Origin of the sequence: Sphingobacterium sp. 18053 (assembly GCF_902706145.1) — a bacterium.
Classification (GTDB): Bacteria; Bacteroidota; Bacteroidia; order Sphingobacteriales; family Sphingobacteriaceae; genus Sphingobacterium; species Sphingobacterium paramultivorum.
The window spans coordinates 268,208-286,451 of sequence record NZ_CACSJW010000007.1 but is presented as its reverse complement, the minus strand read 5'-3'; the positions used below and the strand labels follow the sequence as shown (position 1 = coordinate 286,451).

Here is an 18,244-nt window from a genome sequence, read left to right as displayed (position 1 = left end):
ATTGAATAGATATGATAAAAAATATCAGAAAGATCTTGTTACTTACCTTGGGAATATGCTGCCTGCATATTTCCAAAGGTCAAGTAAACAATATGCCTGTTGGTCCACAGGATTGGCTGATCAAGAAGAATTATTATGCATCCTATTTGCTCTTAAAAGATCCTGCCCTTATACAGGAGCTCGTGGGCTCCAAGCCGGTAGCACAGGTGTTGGAAAAACGGTTCGAACGTTTTAACAACAGCGCCAGTTGTCCTGATCTCATGTGCTATTTGAATGCCTTCAAATGGCAGGATAACGAAATTGACCTGTTGGCAGAGCAGTTGGCGGAGCAAATTGGTCATAACAAGAAATTGGACCAGCTTGTTCAGGCTAATCTTATTCCATCAATGACCTATGGTGTGTTGCATCATGAAACGGCAAAGGCCTATTTTATGAAAGCCTTGAAACAGGATTTAAAAGCAATGAATTATGTGGTGGACGTCTATGGAGGAGGCAAAAGTCCCAATTACCCCAAGATAGATTCGATCTCTTTCGATGTAAGACGTGCGGCCTACCTTCATCTTTTGGACGATGTTCGCCAAGACATCCGCAAAGATATTCCAACACATAAAACGGCATTTTTTTTGACCATGATGACTGCTGTACGCTTGTTGGAAATTAATGAGCGATGGGACGCGGCACAACTGGAGCCGCTGATTGAACTCGAAAACAAGAAAGCTTACGAAGCGGTCAAAAATACCGACTTCGCAAGCTATCCCTATAGTCTGTTGCTGACCTTAGGTGCAGGCCCCGAGGTGTATGGACAGCCTATTAGTCCTGGTGGAATGTTACGTGCGCGAATGGCAGCCCGAAGCTACTTTGAAAAACTAGCCCCTTTTATTGTGTTGTCTGGCGGTAAAGTACATCCCTATAAGACTCGCTTTATTGAGGCAATAGAAATGAAAAAGTATCTGATCGAGGTTATGGGAGTACCTGAAGCGGCAATATTGATTGATCCACATGCAAGGCATACGACCACAAATTTGCGTAATACTGCACGTATTCTGTTGAATTATGGTTTTCCGAAAGATAAATACGCCATCGTTAACAGTAGTAAAGTGCACATTGATGCGGTGGAAAAGATGGGCGATCGTTGTATGCGTGAATTGGGGTATATTCCCTATACATTGGGTAAACGAATTTCAGATGTGATCATCGAGTTCAAGGCAAAAGAAGAGGCCTATACAATCGATCCTGATGAACCCTTAGACCCCTAGTCGACTAACTAGGCCGATTGCTAATCTATTAACTGAGCAGATCGGGGTTGTATATGGCTTATGGGAAGGCATGAAAAAGGTCCGTAGCGGTGCAAGCTACGGACCTTTTTTATTTTAAAACAATGGATTTTCCTTCTTTAGCCGAGCGTTTTGCCGCTTCCAGGATTTCGACCACAGTGACATTATTATTGATCGATCCGAGATCATTTTCTGGTGGCATGGCATCTTTCAGAACCTGTTCCAGATAGGCAATATGGTTCTCAAAATAGGGGACCGTAGTCGTTATATTTGTAGGTGGATCATTCTGCTGTTTGTATTTTAGAAGCTCTTTATCGTTTTTAGCGTAGAGCTGAGCTTTTGTGCCAAAAACCTGCAGATCTTTAACACTGTATGGCCAAGCCCAAGAAGCTTGAATAATACCTGTGCTGCCGTCACGGTAGCTTAGTATGATGGTGGCATTGTCGTCTACCTTTGGATAAACATCTGGCTTGAGCTGTTGTGTAAAGGCTGTCACTGAAATTGGCCTTTCTCCATTTTTGAGCCAGGTCATCAGATTGGCACCATAACAACCAAAATCCATCACGGCACCGCCACCATTTTTTTTCGGATCAGTAAGCCAGTCGAGGAAGTAATTGCTACAGCCAATTTCTTTAGGTCCTTCGTGCCCGTCTTTTACAAGTATGCGTGTGATTTTTCCAATTTCACCCTTGTCGACCAGCTGCTTCAACTGTTGATTACTTTTATACCAGGTCGTTTCGTAATTTACCAAAAAGGGTGTTTCGAACTGTTTTGACAAAAATGCAATACGTTTTGCGTCAGAAAGAGTCGTAGCAAGGGGCTTCTCTACCATTACAGGGATCTTAAGCGGGAGACAGGTCTCTGCGACGCGGATATGCTCATCGGTTGGATTGTAGGCAAGTACCGCATCCGGTTTGACATGTTTCAATAAGCTGGGTAAGTCATGATAGAAGATTGCGTCAGGTAAATTATACTGCGTTCGTATTTTGTTTGATAAGGTTTGATTCGGTTCGGCAATACCGATAATATCGACTTTTTTATCCTTATATAAATTTAAAAGCAAGAATACGTGGTCATGGTTGAGCCCTGCAACAGCAACCTTAAGCCGTTCACTGGCCTGTGCAATTTGTTGGAAGAATAGGAGCAGGAAAACTAGGCGGATAAGATGCTTCATATGTTAAGTTTAGTTATTATAAATATACCGATTTGTGCTGAGGATACCCGTTGTAAATCCAGGTTACTTTGCGGTGCGATTGGATGATGTCGGCCACAATGTCAAAATAGGTTTCTCCACGACCAGCTTTTAGCTCATCGAGTTTCTTTTGAAAATGCGTTTGATTGAACGGTGATTCTGCTCCAAGTTTACCTTGATAATACGCCAAAGTTGTTTCAACGCCCAATGACGTCCTGCTGTGTGCAATATCCTTCCAAACAATGCAATGTGAAGCTGCGTCTTTGAAGGTCCCAAATCCACCGTAAAGCAGGTCGTCAAAGCCGTCTAGGCTTCCTATCTTCCAGCTTTCGCTGGACATGTAGACGGCATTGATTTCTTCGTAAAAACTTGCAATATCGTTGATGTTACAGCCATCAATCACAGCCACGCCGAGATCGGGATTGCTCCCCACAAGTTGCTTAAAATCCGTCCAGAGATCCTCCCCAAGAAAAACTGTTCCAGCAGCTTTGTTTTGCCATTTGTTCAACAATTGAACGAGTTCGGTTCTAATGGTACTGGGCTGATAGGTCAATGAACACAAAAATGACCTTAATGCAGTGCCATCCGAATCACTGACCAAAAAATGAGCAAGTGTACCGACCAATTTTTTTTCATCTGTTTTCATCTCTGACCTTTATTTTTAATCGTCTAAAAATAGCCTAACGAAATCGTTTGCGGTTTTTTAACAAAAAATCCTATACATTTAACGATACATTTAAGGATAAATCTAATGTTATGATCTACCGATTTACTTGCTATAGTATATTAACTCTTGTGAATATACTCTTTAGGTTTGGGATTCCTGTATTCGGACAGCAACATCCTAACGTTATTGTCATCCTGAGCGACGATGGAGGTTACGATGATTTTGGTTGTTACGGCGGTAAGGAGGTCTACACTCCAAATATTGATGCACTTGCGAAAAATGGCGTGCGTTTTCAGTCGGCCTATGCCTCAGCTTCAGTATGCGCTCCTTCTCGGGCGGGCTTACTTTCTGGCCGCTACCAGCAGCGCTTTGGTTTTGAACATAATATTTCGAAACGCCCGACTGCGGGTGTCGCACAGGAAGATATCGGAATGGATACGCAGGTAGCCACCATTGCTGACTTCATGAAGTATAACGGCTATAAAACTGTAGCGATTGGCAAATGGCATCAGGGGGATGGTCCACAATTTAATCCATTGAAACGTGGGTTTGACCATTTTTATGGTTTTATTGGTGGTGACCGGCCTTACTTCCCAATCCATGGAGCCGTGAAGCCAACGCAGCTGCTTTATGACGATCGACGTATAGTCCCCGAAGACTCAATTCATTATTTGACTGAAACATTGACCAATAAAGCAATTGCGTATATTCAACAGTATCGAAGCCAGCCTTTTTTTATGTATTTAGCTTTCAATGCTGTGCATACACCCGTCGAAGCACCCCTGAAGACTATTGATAAGTATAAAAATGTAGCTGATCCATTGCGACGTGCTTACTTGGCTATGCTGGATAATATGGATGAAAATATTGGACGTCTGATCGAACATTTAAAGCAAGAAGGACTTTATGAAAACACCTTAATCATTTTTATGAATGATAATGGTGCGGCAACAAATAATGGCGCAGACAATGGACAATTGCGTGGTTTAAAAGGATCGAAATGGGAAGGTGGAATTCGGGTTCCCCTTATCATGCAATGGCCAGCCAAGCTACCGAAAGGGATAACATCAGATGCCATGGTATCGGGAATGGATATTTTACCTACCAGCATCGACGCAATAAAAGGGAAGAAAATCCAGGGTCAGCAAATCGATGGCATCAGTTTACTCTCTTCCTATAAGGATGTGAAAAATGGACACGACTATTTATTCTGGCGTCGAGGGATTGCACGTGCTGTGCGACACAAAGAGTGGAAACTGATTGTGGTTAAAGATGATCCGATATTATTGTTCAATCTTAGGGATGACCTTCGGGAACAGCATAATCTGGCCGCTAAATACCCTGAGCATGTAAAGGAGATGCTGCATAAACTGACGGAATGGGAAAAGGGACTGGAGAATCCCAAATGGCTGAGCTCCGTATTGGATAATGATCAAAATCAACTGATGAAACACCGGATGGATGTCGTCGGACGAGCCGCAGAACGACAATATCCTTAAGTAATGAATACTAAAAACAGATGAAAGGACTAATCCTATTTTTATTGTGCTTTGCCTTGGTTACGGCAAAGGCGCAGAACAGTGATACGTTTGTGCGTATTAAAAAGCATGTATACGATGATGAGTTAAGTGGCCCATTGCCAAATGCAGATAAAACGTTAAGCCTATGTAATAAACTGCGTACTGACGGTACTTGGGCAGATATCGATTACAGCAGTAAGTCAATATCGCTTTGGCCTCCGGGAGAACACTTGGATCGGTTAAGGACACTTATTGTCGCCTATGTGTCTCCACAAAGTGCATCTTATCAGCAAAAATCACTTTACGATAAAATCCTGCTTGCCGCGCAATATTGGGCAAATAATCGTTTTGAGTCTTCAAATTGGTGGCATAACGAGATCGCTTCGCCAAAAGCCATCGGTGTCTGTCTTATTCTGATGAAATTTGGAAAGGAAAAAATTCCTACTACACTAGAGACTCCACTTGTTGAGCTGATGAAGCGTGGTGATCCTTACACAAAAACAGGGGCGAATAAAAGTGATATTGCCATGCACTATTTTTATCGTGCATTGATCTTGGAAGATGAAAATCTTTTAGCTGCTGCTATGGAGCAGCTGCTTTTTCCGATACAGCTCGTGAATGGCAAGGAAGGACTGCAATACGATTTCTCTTACTTACAACATGGCCCTCAATTATACATTGCAGGCTATGGGGAGGAATTTCTGAAGGGGATCTCAAAAGTTATGGCCTATGTGCGCGAGACACCTTATGCTGTAGACATGAAGAGACTCGGCCTTTTTGAACATTTTCTTACAGCAACCTACCTGCCAATTATTCGTTCGCGCTATATCGATTTTAATGTACATGGTCGCGGGATCTCACGCCCCAATATCTTGGAAAAAACACAGGAAACGGCCATATTACAACAAATGAAGTTGATTGATCCCGCCAAAGATGCCATTTGGAATAAAGCGCTAGCGAAACTAGATAGCGTCCAGCCTTTTGACGCTGAGAATATCGAGGCCCACCGGCATTACTGGAAAGCTGACTACACGACTCATCTGCGTAAGCAATTCCATTTTAATGTTCGATTGGCCAGTAGCCGTACCAATAAATCGGAGTCTGGAAATGGAGAAAACGTTCTTGGGCGCAATATGTCAGATGGTGTGACCAATATTCAGGTATTTGGACCCGAATATTATAATATTATGCCCGTATGGGAATGGGATAAAATTCCTGGAACGACAACACGAGATTATCTAGGCGACCTGGAATTGAAAGAACAATGGGGAGCACTTGCTGCAAATAACTTTGCGGGCGGCGTAAGCAACGATAAGACAGGGGCTTCAGCTATGTCGGTCCAGTACGATGGGGTCAAGGCTCAAAAAGCCTGGTTCTTTTTCGATCGGGAAATTGTTTGTTTGGGTGCTGGGATTCATTGTGCTGCGCCAGAAGCTGTGGTAACAACCTTAAACCAAACTTGGCTGAATGGACCCGTTGTCTGGAATGGAAAGGAAATGTCTGCGCTCGATTCAGTACAGAGATCCGTCAAAGAAGGCGATTTTATAACCCATAACAATGTTCTGTATTATTTTCCAGCAGCTATGAACGTCGGATTGACAACCAAAGATCAGGTTGGTTCCTGGTACCGGATTAACCGTTCCCGTTCCAAAGATGTTGTACATGGAAAGGTCTTCAAGCTTTGGTTTGATCATGCTGTTGCTCCGAACAATGCGAGCTATGCCTATATTGTTGTGCCTGGCACTAAAACTGTTGATACAAAAACAATGCGGGAGCTAAGGATTTGGCAGAATACACCAGATATACAGGCCGTGGAGCATAAAGGGAGCCGGATTCTACAAATTGTTTGTTATCAAGCAGGAACCTACCAAGTTGGCGATTGGTCTATAAAGCTCGATCAACCTGCTATCATGCAATTGAACCTACGAGAAGCAACTAGCATGCAGCTTGATGTGGCAGATCCACTGCAAAGAGCCAAAACAGTGAAGGTTCTGCTCGTCAATAAACAGCTTCGTGTAAATCAATCGTTGGAGGTTTCGCTTCCGCAGGGCGAATACGCCGGAAGTACTGTAAGTAACCGAATCGCGATCGGGAAGAAATAATCCAGATTCAATTGGAAAGCTTATAAAAATACAAAGGGGAGATATTTAATATCTCCCCTTTGTATTTTTATTTTTTGAGCTGCTCCAACCGTGTCAAACCTTCCAGATAATAATAATCTGCATAGGTCAGTGGAACATCGATTTCCGAATGATGGGGTAAGCTACCCACACTATGCTGCAATAAGAAACCGCCATTGCTTGCATATTTGGCAAAATAGGTACTTCCTGATAGTGTTTGCAGGCTTTCCTGAGCAAATGTCAAATAGGATTTGCTTTCGGTGCCAGTGGTCAATGTTGAGAGTTCAATCAGTGCAGAAGCAACAATGGCTGCAGCTGAGGCATCGCGCGGTACAAAATTCAATTTCAAGGAAGAAAAATCAGCATCCGATTTATACCCCTGCTTTCCGGCATTAAAATCCCAATACGGAATTTTATCTTTCGGAAGATTCGGATGGGTCATGTAAAACTTCGCCGCCGCTTTTGCCGTTTTAAGAAATTCTGGTTTTTTGGTCTCCCGGTACATCATGGTAAATCCATAAATAGCCCAGGCTTGACCGCGTGCCCAGGTTGAATTGTCGGCATAGCCTTGGTTCGTTTGTTGGTGGATAGCATGGCCATTACCATCGTAATCGACAACATGGTAAGTACTGTAGTCTTTACGAAAATGGTTTTTCATGGTTTGGGTGGCATGACTGATAGCCACATCCTTATATTTGGTGTCTCCAGTCAAGTCGGACACATAACACAGCATTTCCAGGTTCATCATGTTGTCGATAATAACTGGATATTTCCATAGGGTCTTGCCGTCCCAGGACTTCTTCTCGTTCCATGATTTGATGACGCCCACCTGCGGATTATAACGTTTAAGCGCAGTATTGGCCGAATGGATGAGGATATCCTTGTAAGCGGCAACCTTTTTGGGATCTTTGAGGTATTTAATGGCATTGCCATAGGAACAATACATCACAAAACCAATATCATGATGTTGATCAAGGTCTTTGGCTTTTTCAAGCGCCTCTGTCCATTTGATCGCCGCAGCTTCGGTCTCTTTATTATGGGTATGGTTGTAGATATACCACAGTGACCCTGGGAAGAAACCGCCGGTCCAATCCCATTCGTCTGTCCCTACCAGTTTTCCTGCAGGACTCAATGTGCGTGGAAATTTGTGCTGCTTTTCTGCTGCTTGTTCTAAAAATTGATATTGTTTTTCTGCAGCTTTAAAACTTGTGTCAATAAAGCTTGGTTTTTGATCTGTAAAACTCAGTGCAATCAGACTGGATGTGACCACAAAAAGTGCTTTTAGACCAGGTTTTCTTTTTTTCATAACGGCTTATATTCTTAGTAAGTTACATAATAATCTCGATTCTTTTTATTTTATAGCCTCTTGGCGAATCGTAAAGGTGTATTTTCCAGCGGATTTGATGCTTTTAGCGGTGAGTTTGATACGATAGAGTTCCTTACCCCATACCTGACTCAAACGGGAGTCATCCTGAGGAATGACATCATAGCTCGCTGTGAACTGTCCGGCATCAAAGTGTAGGGTTGCGTGCCCATTATTGAGGCGGATTTCCCCTTTGCCAATTTTTGGTTCCTGAGCAACCAGAAAATGGATAATATTGGCCTGCTTAGGACCTGTGATTTTAAACTCATCCTGAATGTCCAGCCCGTTTTGTACGAGGGTGTAACTTCTATTCCAGTGTTCAACATTCGCCGACTTCGGATATGCTTTTCCAATATCAAGTTGGAATCTATTTTGTGCAGGCAGAAATGCTACATTTTCAGCTTTATATTCCTTTCCAAAAGATTGGTCGGCTCCATTGATCATCGGAACATTATGGTAAGCACTCTGCATCGTCCAGATACTGTATCTGTCATCGCTAAAGGTCTTTTTGGTATAGGTGCCGACACCGGCATCAATGAACAGTGGTTGTTGATCTTTGTATAAGATAAAACTCCCGACATCGTTATGGTTGTGACTTTCATTATTGAAACCACCTTTGGCGGCAAAGAAAAACGGACCCTTTTTGAGATATATAAATTGTGTTTCCGGATACCACTTCGCATTATTTTGAGGGAGCGCAGCGGTAACACGCTCTAGTTGTGGATAGCATCTCAGGTCTTCGAAGGCGCGAAAAATATCCCTTGAAGGTTTGAAATTTGCAGTTTTGTCGCCGGTATTTTCCATATATCGGGCAAATTGCATCATCTCGCTACTATTGACATCCTGTCCATAACGGTAGATCAATAGTGGGTCGCCGCCCCCTTTTGCCGAAGCGTCGGCAAAATTAACTACCCATTTATCTCCGCCAATATAGGATTGTGCAATGTACTCGCCCATATCGCGAATTACAGGTTTATCAAAAATATTGATCTTGCCCTTGGTGGCCAGCGAAAGTATTTTTAAATAATCGTACAGTTTGCCCGCAGCATGGCCCCAATAGGAGGGACCCTCTTCGCAGGCACCGTCTGTTTTGACATAATTGATAAAGCGATCCACAGAAGACATTGTCTTATAAATTCCCGCCAGTTGTATATCGGTATTGTCCTCAACCAAAAGCAAGGCCGTAAGAACATTAAAGTTACACCATGGATTCCAGTTATTGACCAACTGTCCTTCCTTGAGTTCAAATGCCTGCCACCACATGTCGTTACGATCCAAATAGGGCTGTATAATGCGTTGTTGGATCTGTTGTTTTAGACGGGTACTGATTTCGGGGTTTATCGTATTGAATGTATCGCGGAAGAAATAATGAACCCAGGAGAGGAGCGAGCCTACATCACCGGCCATCAGATCGACTACTTGTGTGCGCTCTTGCGGCAATGATCGCTTACTGGACTGAAAGGCCCCAAGGTGTGCCGAGAGAGACCATGTTGCCATTTCCGTCAATTGCCAACTGCCGTTTAGGATTTGGTCAACAAAGCGCCCCTGTCCTTCTGCAAGCTCCGCCAACAGTAGGTTGGTCAGCGCAGTACAATTTTCGTTCATTGGCTTTTCCATTATGCTGCGGTTGCCTGAACGCTCATATTCAAGGTAGTCGGTTGCTTTGACGACCTGCCATTGGTAGCTAAGCGCTTCGTTCCCCTTTTTTATAATACGCTCTTTAAAGGGAGCCATCAGCTTATCCCAGGCTAAACGGTCGGAATAAGCCGGGTAGGGAACCCAAGATTTGTCAATGCTTAGGCTGGCTTTCAGGTTCTCCTGTTTAAAAGCTCCTGTTAGCAGGTTCAAATCTTTCCCTAGCAGTCTTTGGAAAGAAAAACTGCTAAGGAAAAATAGTAGGATTAAATAAATTCTCATAATTACCAATCTTGATTTTGTGGTAGTAATGCCGGGTTCATTTCAATCTCTTGCCCTGGTATTGGCCAAAGCTTATGACGGCTTTGGTAACCACGCGTAACGAGATTGTCTCCGGTAATACTTTTTTCGATGTAGTCTTTGGAGAGGCTTTCCAAAAGGTTCCAGCGCTTAAGATCAAAATAACGCCATCCTTCACCTGCTAGTTCTACGGCCCGTTCGTGCTGGATACGTTTGCTCATATCGGCTTTGCTACCGACAACCAAAAATGAGCTGCCACTATTTAGCGCTGGCATTTTAGAACGTGTACGCACTTTATTAAGCTCAGTAATCGCTTTGTCCAATTGATTGGACTCGTTGTACGCTTCGGAAAGCATCAAAAGTACATCGCCCAAACGTATAATAGGGAAATTGATCGGTGTATGTGCACGATCGGTAATGGCGCCTTTTAGGTTCCCTTCAGGAACAAATTTCCGCCATAGATAGGTGTACCAACCCCGATTGTTGCGGATCTGACCAAAGTTTTCGTTTACACCGGTTGCCAATATCAGCTGCATATCTCTTTCTTTGTTGGCATTCCATCCTAAGTAATGCGAATAAGGTACGATCAAGGTTTGATTCATCCGAGGATCGCGATTGGCAAAGATCTGACGAAGTTTTGCTGTATCTGGTACTTTGGTAAGCGTGCCTCCAGATTGCGTAGACTCCATCGCCTGTTTTTTGACCGCATTATCCGTTGTATAGTTGGGGAAATAATCATTCCAGTTAAAGGGGCTTCCATCGCGGTTTTCGTAACGGTCTGCAAGGCGTGTGCTCGGCATACAGTTGTTCCAGTCACTACCAAAGGTTGAACGCGTTCCCATATAGAAGGCCATGGGCATACCATAAGGGAAGCCCGTACCACCCATATTCTGAATGGCAAAAATCATCTCCGGCGATTGATCACCATCCATGGTGAATAAGGTCGAGTAGCTTGTGCTTAAACTATAGCCATAGGTATTGGTCTTGTTGTAAACAATCTCTTCAAAATCCCGGATTGCTCCCGCCCAATCTTTATTGTAAAGGGCTACTTTCCCTCTCAAAGCATACGCAGCTCCTTTGGTGACCCGGCCATAATACTTTGCATCATAGCTTACCGGCAATTTTTCAATTGCATAGTTCAGGTCATTGAGGATAAACTTATTGACATCTTCTACCGAAGACCGACTGTTTTTAAGATCAGCAAAATCTTTATTCAAGTCGACAGTTTCATCGTATATCGGCAATGCGCCATATAGATTGGTGAGCTGGAAGTACATGAGCGCCCGTAAGAACTTCGCTTCTGCAATAAAGACCTCCTGTTTGGCCTTGTCTATGGTCATAGGCTGGATATGCGCGATTGCATGATTACAACGTTGGATAAGATCGTAACCCGCTTGCCATCTATCCACAATAATTGACGAACGGTCCGTAAAAGTACCGCTGATTACTTCGCCCAAACCCGGAGGATCATAGCCCAGACCGATATCGGTAAGTCCATCGTAAGAAAATTGCAAGCCAAAGGTGGCTTCTTTTTTTAAGTCGTTATAACAGCCCAGTACGCCAGCTAAGGCCTGGTCTTCATTCTGCCAGAATGTGCTAGCACTTACCTGACTGTAGGGGTTGGTATCAAGCTTATAACAAGATGATAAAGCAATGCATCCGGCTATGAGTAGTGAAATCTTTTTCATGAGGTTTAATTAATTAAAAGCCCTATTCAACTTTTGTTCATAATTTATCTGTTACAGGTAGGGAACATATCCCCTGTCGCACACCTTTCTTCTTAAAAGGATAAGCTAACTCCAAAAACGGCCTGTTTCATTGTTGGATAGTTGGTCCCGCTGATCTCCGGATCGAAACCTTTATATTTGGTAATGGTCCAGAAATTTTCCAGCGAAGCAAAGACGCGTAGGTTTTGTACCTGTATCCGCTTGGTGATATCGTTCGGAATTGTATAGCCCAGCTGGATATTTTTTACGCGGATAAACGCCTTGTTCTGTAACCAGAAATCACTGTTTTTGGTGTTTCTTGTATCGGTATAAGGCAACAATCGCGGAAATTTTGCATCTGTTGCGCCTTCAGTCCATCGGCCATCAGCAATTTCCTGATTGATTTGATAGCCCCAGCGAACAGTAGGTGTGTAATAACCGTCTGTCCACACGACTTTGTTGCCTGCATTACCTTGCAAGAAGACCGAGAAATCAAAACCTTTATAATCGAATCCCATGTTAAAACCGTAGGTCATCCGTGGCGCTGTACCATGACCTACCGGGACCCGGTCATTGTCGTTGATGACGCCGTCGCCATTGGTGTCTTTATACAAGAGATCCCCTTTTTTAGGTGTACCATAGGATGCGAATGGATTGACTTTTTGATTGGTGTTTGGGTCGATTGGCGCATTATCGATCATCTGTTGCACGAGCTGCATATCAGCATCTGTCTGTAATATGCGGTCTGTCAACAGGATATATTGGGTATTGATGGCATAACCTTCCTGAAGTAAATTGGAACCGCTGATAGACTTGTCATTGCCTTTAAACTTGACCACTTTATTGTCAATAAAGGTAAAGTTACCGCCAATGTTGAATTTAAAATTATCGCCAATTTTATCGCGGTAAGTCAAATTCAGCTCGACACCATTATTGCGTACTTTCGCTGCATTGGTGCGTGGTATTGTTGCATTTCCAACGACAAGCGGAGCGGGTAGGTTGATTAAGATGTTGTCTGTTACTTTGTTGAAGACATCGATCGAGCCCCCTAGTTTGTAATTGAAAAGGTCAAAATCTAAACCAGCATTCAGGATATAGGTGTTTTCCCAAGTCAGAAGTGCATTACTCAATACGGTCTGCGCAAAACCTACGTAGAGCTGGTTGTTTAACACATAGTTTGTCGGATTATAAAGCGCTTGATATTCATAATTGTTGATGTTGGCGTTTTTCCGGAAAGATTCATCGGAGGTTCCATTGTTACCCAAGGCGCCATACGATGCGCGGAATTTCAAGCTGGGCATCCATTTGATGTCATAGAAATCTTCTGAAGAAACTTTCCAGCCAAAGGACGCTGAAGGGAAAGTTCCCCATCTACTTTTTCCGCTCATAAAACGTGATGAACCGTCTGTCCGTAGATTGGCTTCCAACAAATATTTGTCATCCCAGGATAGGTTGATCCGGCCAAAAAACGAACGCATAGCCCAATCGGTGATATTGCCGGAAGCTGAGGCATCCATAGTCGCCGCATTCAGAACGGTCAGGGACGGATCTACAAGATCGAGTTTGGATGCAGCAAACCAGCCATCTTTAAAATACTCCTGGCTGGCACCGACCATGACTTCATAGTTCAGTTTCTCAAAGAGCTTGTTTTTATATTTGGCAATTCCATCCATGTAATAGCGGTAGGATTTGATTGATTCGTTAGTTACCGACGAACGGCCTGTACCCGCTGAGGCAATTGTATTTGTCAAAAAGTTCCACCGGTCATTGAACACGGGTTGGGAATAGACGAAATCATCATCATAGGTATAGGTGTATGATCCCTCGATGGAAAGTCCCTCAATGGGTTTCAGTTTTCCGTAGAAGCGCGACACGAAGCGGTTTTTGTTGATGTTACCTTTCTGCGCATAAAGGCGGTGAAGTACGTTGTTGGACTGCGGGTCATCTTCCGGATTGTTTGGCGAACCAAATCTTCCATCTGGAGCACGCAGTACCATTCCTGGAGTACTTGCTGCGGCAAAAGTAAATACATCATCGATGATGTTGGTCCCAATATCTGTTTTGGAAACGACACCATTGATGTTGGCTCCCAACGTTAACCAGGGTTTTACATCAGCTTCTAGATTGATACGTCCGGTATGACGTTTATAGGTTGCCTGTTCGATGATCCCAGGGTTGTTGAGGAGACCATAGGAGCCAAAGAATTTGATTTTGTCACTACCTCCGGTAAAGGAAAGGTTGTGGTTTTGGCTGATTTTGTTCTGGAAAAGATCCGAAACCCAGTCCGTATTGGGATATTTCAATGGATCCTGTCCAGCGTCCTGGCGCCAAAGGTCGATTTTTTCCTGCGAAAATATGGGCTTAGCATTTGGATCGCCATTGCGATAGCCTTCATTGATCAGCTCCATATAGTTGGCATAGTTGGAAACCATTCCAATGGTATTGGATGGTTTTTGACTCGAGAAATAATTGTTGTAAATAACTTTAAATTGCTCCGATTTACCCTTTTTGGTTGTAATGAGGATAACGCCATTTGCGGCTCTTGAACCATAAATTGATGCCGAAGCTGCATCTTTTAAAACAGATATGCTTTCAACATCTTGCGGGTTGATCAGGTTCATGTCGCCAATAACACCGTCGATCACGACAAGAGGATTGGCATTATTGAGTGTTCCCTGTCCACGAACACGTAGTGTTCCCCCATCACTGCCCGGTCTGCCTGAGCCCTGATTAACATATAATCCCGGCGCCTGTCCAGCTAGACCAGCTGACAAGGAGGTTACAGGTCTGCTTTCCACAACCTCGGACATCTGGATGGAAGAGACCGAACCGGTTACATTTTCTTTTTTCTGTGTACCAAAACCGACAACAACAACCTCGTCGAGTCCCTTGGACTCATTCTCCAAGGTGATCGTAAGCGGGCTGCCAGCTTGCGCCTTAGTTTCGATACTTTTATAACCGATGCTCGTGAAAATCAATGTTGCGTCGTTCTGCTGACTCTTGATTTCGAATGAACCACTTGCATTGGTCGATGTTGCTAGATTCGTTCCTTTAATCTGAACGGTGACATTGGCGATGCCTTTGCCATCTTTGTCTACCACCTTACCCCGAATGGTTGTCTGCTGCATGGCCAGTGAAAGCTTGCTGTTTGTTTTAACAGGTGCAAATGGAGTCGCTTGTGTTGTCAGGCTAGATACGACCAACAAGCAGGATAATGGTATTGCCGGATACATCCAACGATTCTTCGAAACGGATGTGTTCTTGATCTTGATCATAGGCTTTTAGATTTAATTGGTCTGAAAAATGAATTTTCTGTGAAGTGAATTTACAGTATTGATAGAGAACAATACGGACGTTTTCTCGCAATCGTTTTCGTAACAGCGATCCTAAAAACCGAAAGATTTTTGGTTAATATCTGTTTAGCAATGTAAGACTGCTCGTAGTATTTGGATCAATAGTTCAAAGGTCAGTGTAGCGTCTGTATGAAATTATCGTTTAATAGGGAAATTATGTAAGCCTATTTCTTTTCGTATGATGAATATCAAATGATGAATATCAAATGATGAATATCAAAAAAAACGCGTTATTGTTGTATCTGTCACTTGGAGCATATGCAGGCTATGCACAGACAAAATGGAATGTAAAAGCCGGAGTTGCCTTTTCAAATGTGGATGCTATACGTAACCGCCTTAGGTATTTCAGTTGGCTATCGGTTTTAGTAACTTAAAAACAGCGAATAATTAAGAGCGTTGTTGGAAGCATGAGCTCGTCTCATTAATCCAATCGTTTGTCTTCAGCGGCTGGTGTCTGGAGACAAACGATTGGAAATAAATCTTTTCGTTGTACTTGCTATTATTGCGTATTAGAATTCAATCCGGTAGTTAATGGTTGGAATAATACCAGTCCATTTTTGGGGTTCAATGATGCGTTTGCTGAAATTATAGTGTATACCCACAGTGTTCTCTCTATTAAGTAGATTCTGAATATCCAAAATAAACAGATGGCTTACTTTTTTGCGGTTAACCCGATAGCTCGATGAGAAATCAACACGTACGTAGGGATCGGCAGTCAGTGTATTGATGCGATCTTGGTCAATAACTTCTTCGTCCAGACGAAGCGATTCTTCTTCCAGAACAGGAGAGTACTTTCTTCCCCCGGCATAAATTAATTTGGCATTAAGACCGAATAGATTATTTTTACTCTTTCCCACGGTCCATTCTTTCCCCATCAGTAAATTTCCTACATAACGTGTATTGAATGTGGTATTATATTCTTTGCCATTGCGTGCTTTGAATTTGGAATCAAAGAAGGAGGTCGTTGCCATGAAGTAATAGCCCTTACTCAACGACTTCTCAAGCGTCAGCTCAATGCCGTAATTTTTGCCGGTTCCTTTATTGATAAGCTGACGGTAGTTTGATGTACCAATAGCTGCAATATCCGATACATTGAGTAAGGAGAAGTTGATGTCGGAATCGGTAGATACTGGGACATCATAAAGATGCTGATAATAGATTTCTGTCTTAAACCGGAGTGTTCTGCTTAGGTTCTTTTCGTAGCCAATAACAGCCTGGGCAGATTTCGTTGGCGAAAGAGGCTTGTTTGGCTCAAGACTTGTTTGATCGCTACTTTTGGCAAAATAGTAGACCAAGGGCTCCAGTCGGTTATATAGACCAGTCCCAAAGGAGATCGTTTGATCTGTGGTAACACGCCAGTTTAGGCCAAGTCTTGGCTCGATAGACCAGCTCTTGCTCAAGGCGAAGTAATTTGCATGTATTCCTGTATTTAGCGTTATTTTGTCGTTCAAAACTGTTTTTAACTGTGCAAAAGCATCATAAGTACTTGTATTCCCAGTTTCATCAATCCGCTCTTTCAATGCCGCTAGCTCGGTGTCGTAGGACAGCGCATAGAGGTCATAGTGTAATAAACTTGCATTTAAGCCCGCTCTAATCGTGTTTTTACTGTTGGCGCGATAGTTAAGCGTACCCGCATAGCGAAGAGCCGTATTCGTAAATTTGTCCTTGTGATAGAGGCTGGAAATATAGTCCCGTGTTAATGTATCTGTGCTATTGGAATTACGGCTAAGGGACATGGAAACAATATTGGTGAAATATAATCTGTCGTTTGCAATGTATTGATGTTTTAGTCCAGCACTCCCCGCGTTGAACTTTAAGTTTAGATCCTGGGCATCTGTTCGTTCCTCCCATTTTTCGTAATTACGCTCGGCAGTTTGTTGAAGTTTCCCCAAGCCACCTATACCGAATAAGGAAAAGGTTCCGGCTTTTTTTGTGGGAAATACAAAATTAAAAGAAAGGTCCTGATATTTTGGGACGCCAGTGTCTGAAACTTTTACACCTACTTTTTCCAGTAGACTCAATGAAGAATAGCGGTAACTAATCAAATAGGATGCGTCACTTCCTTTTTTGAAAGGCCCCTCTAACGTTGCTCCTACGCCCAGGACTCCGACGTTGAATGTGTATTCGCGTTTGTCGGTATTTCCTTTACGGAACCTAAGATCAAAAACACCTGCTGTTGCATTGCTGTATTCCGCGGCAAGTCCACCGGTATAGAAATCAGATTTTCCCAATACCATGGTATTGAGCATACTGATTCCGCCGCCTGCAGCGCCTTCGGCTCCAAAATGATTGGGATTTACAATTTCGATACCTTCAAGCCGCCATTGCAAGCTTTTTGGGGAATTTCCGCGAACAATAATTTCATTGTCATCGCCGCCGGCAGCAACACCTGGAAAACTCTGTGCCATACGGGCGGGATCAAAAAAAGCTCCTGCATAACGATTCGTTTCCTCAGGAGAAAAGGAACGTCCACTCGTCATTGCCATCTGGTTGAGCGGTTGTTTTCCGGCATTGGCATAGACGACAGCTTCGTTTAATGCATTTATTTGCGGCTCCATTTCCACATTGACCATATTCTCCCGTCCACTGGTGATCAGTAATTCCGTAAATTCTTCTGGTTTATATCCAGCCATGCGAACTTGAAGCTGTTGACGCCCAACCGGAACTTGCTGCAGCCGAAATATGCCCTGTGCGTCTGTACTTACAGACTTTGTCCCATCACTGGATGAAATGACAATTGTGGCACCTGTAAGCGGTAGTCTGGTATTTTTATCTATCACGGTTCCTTTGACAGTTTCGGTCACAACCTGATTTTTTTGCTTTGGCGATGCTGGTTGCTGGGCGAATGTAAACCCTGCTTGAAGCGATAATCCAATGAGTAAGATTGGCGATAGTTTCATAAAAGATTAGTTTTTATCTTTATGACAGCCGACTTTCAATTTACCCTTAGCTTTTACCGAATTTTTTGTTTTTCACCCCACGAATATGCATGATTCAACTTTTGTTAACATGTCATTACATGAAATTTATAGGTTTTACTGATAAGTAGTTATTAACATAAAGGTTGTTGATTACAAGTTAATTAACATTGTTGTTAACATTTTGGTTGGGCTA

11 protein-coding genes are annotated in these 18,244 nt (G+C 43.1%); 4 read left to right on the top strand and 7 right to left on the bottom strand.

The window, feature by feature from the left end:
• Window positions 1–11: 11 nt before the first annotated feature.
• On the top strand, window positions 12–1,256 hold the full coding sequence (locus tag GVK91_RS18100; RefSeq protein ID WP_235032953.1) for a YdcF family protein: 1,245 nt from the start codon (window positions 12–14) through the stop codon (window positions 1,254–1,256).
• A gap of 109 nt (window positions 1,257–1,365) precedes the next feature.
• Here GVK91_RS18100 and GVK91_RS18095 read toward each other — a convergent pair whose 3' ends face one another.
• The gene (locus GVK91_RS18095; protein ID WP_153847093.1) at window positions 1,366–2,448 is read right to left on the bottom strand and encodes a Gfo/Idh/MocA family protein; all 1,083 of its coding nucleotides are present in this window, start codon (window positions 2,446–2,448) and stop codon (window positions 1,366–1,368) included.
• 16 nt (window positions 2,449–2,464) lie between these two features.
• Window positions 2,465–3,112: a hypothetical protein gene (locus tag GVK91_RS27525; RefSeq protein WP_235032952.1), complete on the bottom strand. Its 648-nt coding sequence runs from the start codon at window positions 3,110–3,112 to the stop codon at window positions 2,465–2,467.
• 110 nt (window positions 3,113–3,222) lie between these two features.
• On the opposite strand from GVK91_RS27525, the gene GVK91_RS18085 reads away from it, so the two are divergent.
• Together GVK91_RS18085 and GVK91_RS18080 are read left to right on the top strand one after the other, a co-directional pair.
• The gene (locus tag GVK91_RS18085; protein ID WP_159730631.1) at window positions 3,223–4,632 is read left to right on the top strand and encodes a sulfatase-like hydrolase/transferase; all 1,410 of its coding nucleotides are present in this window, start codon (window positions 3,223–3,225) and stop codon (window positions 4,630–4,632) included.
• A 20-nt stretch (window positions 4,633–4,652) separates the two neighbouring features.
• Window positions 4,653–6,755, top strand: a complete 2,103-nt coding sequence (locus GVK91_RS18080) for a polysaccharide lyase 8 family protein (protein WP_159730629.1) — start codon at window positions 4,653–4,655, stop codon at window positions 6,753–6,755.
• A 67-nt stretch (window positions 6,756–6,822) separates the two neighbouring features.
• On the opposite strand, the gene GVK91_RS18075 is transcribed toward GVK91_RS18080, so the two are convergent.
• The 4 genes from GVK91_RS18075 to GVK91_RS18060 all read right to left on the bottom strand — a co-directional run bounded on the left by GVK91_RS18075 (window position 6,823) and on the right by GVK91_RS18060 (window position 15,052).
• On the bottom strand, window positions 6,823–8,079 hold the full coding sequence (locus GVK91_RS18075; protein ID WP_159730627.1) for a glycoside hydrolase family 88 protein: 1,257 nt from the start codon (window positions 8,077–8,079) through the stop codon (window positions 6,823–6,825).
• Between the two features lie 45 nt (window positions 8,080–8,124).
• The gene (locus GVK91_RS18070; protein WP_159730625.1) at window positions 8,125–10,053 is read right to left on the bottom strand and encodes a heparinase II/III family protein; all 1,929 of its coding nucleotides are present in this window, start codon (window positions 10,051–10,053) and stop codon (window positions 8,125–8,127) included.
• Between the two features lie 2 nt (window positions 10,054–10,055).
• On the bottom strand, window positions 10,056–11,759 hold the full coding sequence (locus GVK91_RS18065; RefSeq protein ID WP_159730623.1) for a RagB/SusD family nutrient uptake outer membrane protein: 1,704 nt from the start codon (window positions 11,757–11,759) through the stop codon (window positions 10,056–10,058).
• 92 nt (window positions 11,760–11,851) lie between these two features.
• A complete protein-coding gene (locus GVK91_RS18060; protein ID WP_159730621.1) occupies window positions 11,852–15,052 on the bottom strand; it encodes a TonB-dependent receptor in 3,201 nt (1,066 codons plus the stop codon).
• A gap of 284 nt (window positions 15,053–15,336) precedes the next feature.
• Between GVK91_RS18060 and GVK91_RS18055 the strand changes: the two genes are divergently transcribed.
• Window positions 15,337–15,504 (top strand): hypothetical protein, encoded by a 168-nt coding sequence (locus GVK91_RS18055; protein ID WP_159730619.1) that lies wholly within the window; start codon window positions 15,337–15,339, stop codon window positions 15,502–15,504.
• A 135-nt stretch (window positions 15,505–15,639) separates the two neighbouring features.
• Here GVK91_RS18055 and GVK91_RS18050 read toward each other — a convergent pair whose 3' ends face one another.
• Window positions 15,640–18,030 (bottom strand): TonB-dependent receptor, encoded by a 2,391-nt coding sequence (locus tag GVK91_RS18050; RefSeq protein WP_159730616.1) that lies wholly within the window; start codon window positions 18,028–18,030, stop codon window positions 15,640–15,642.
• Between the last annotated feature and the right edge of the window lie 214 nt (window positions 18,031–18,244).

Bases quoted from the DNA above. Each gene is read 5' to 3' on its own strand.
- GVK91_RS18095 (WP_153847093.1), bottom strand. From the start codon at position 2,448: ATGAAGCATCTTATCCGCCTAGTTTTCCTGCTCCTATTCTTCCAACAA.
- GVK91_RS18060 (WP_159730621.1), bottom strand. From the start codon at position 15,052: ATGATCAAGATCAAGAACACATCCGTTTCGAAGAATCGTTGGATGTAT.
- GVK91_RS18050 (WP_159730616.1), bottom strand. From the start codon at position 18,030: ATGAAACTATCGCCAATCTTACTCATTGGATTATCGCTTCAAGCAGGG.
- GVK91_RS18080 (WP_159730629.1), top strand. From the start codon at position 4,653: ATGAAAGGACTAATCCTATTTTTATTGTGCTTTGCCTTGGTTACGGCA.
- GVK91_RS18075 (WP_159730627.1), bottom strand. From the start codon at position 8,079: ATGAAAAAAAGAAAACCTGGTCTAAAAGCACTTTTTGTGGTCACATCC.
- GVK91_RS18055 (WP_159730619.1), top strand. From the start codon at position 15,337: ATGATGAATATCAAAAAAAACGCGTTATTGTTGTATCTGTCACTTGGA.
- GVK91_RS18100 (WP_235032953.1), top strand. From the start codon at position 12: ATGATAAAAAATATCAGAAAGATCTTGTTACTTACCTTGGGAATATGC.
- GVK91_RS18065 (WP_159730623.1), bottom strand. From the start codon at position 11,759: ATGAAAAAGATTTCACTACTCATAGCCGGATGCATTGCTTTATCATCT.
- GVK91_RS18070 (WP_159730625.1), bottom strand. From the start codon at position 10,053: ATGAGAATTTATTTAATCCTACTATTTTTCCTTAGCAGTTTTTCTTTC.
- GVK91_RS27525 (WP_235032952.1), bottom strand. From the start codon at position 3,112: ATGAAAACAGATGAAAAAAAATTGGTCGGTACACTTGCTCATTTTTTG.
- GVK91_RS18085 (WP_159730631.1), top strand. From the start codon at position 3,223: ATGATCTACCGATTTACTTGCTATAGTATATTAACTCTTGTGAATATA.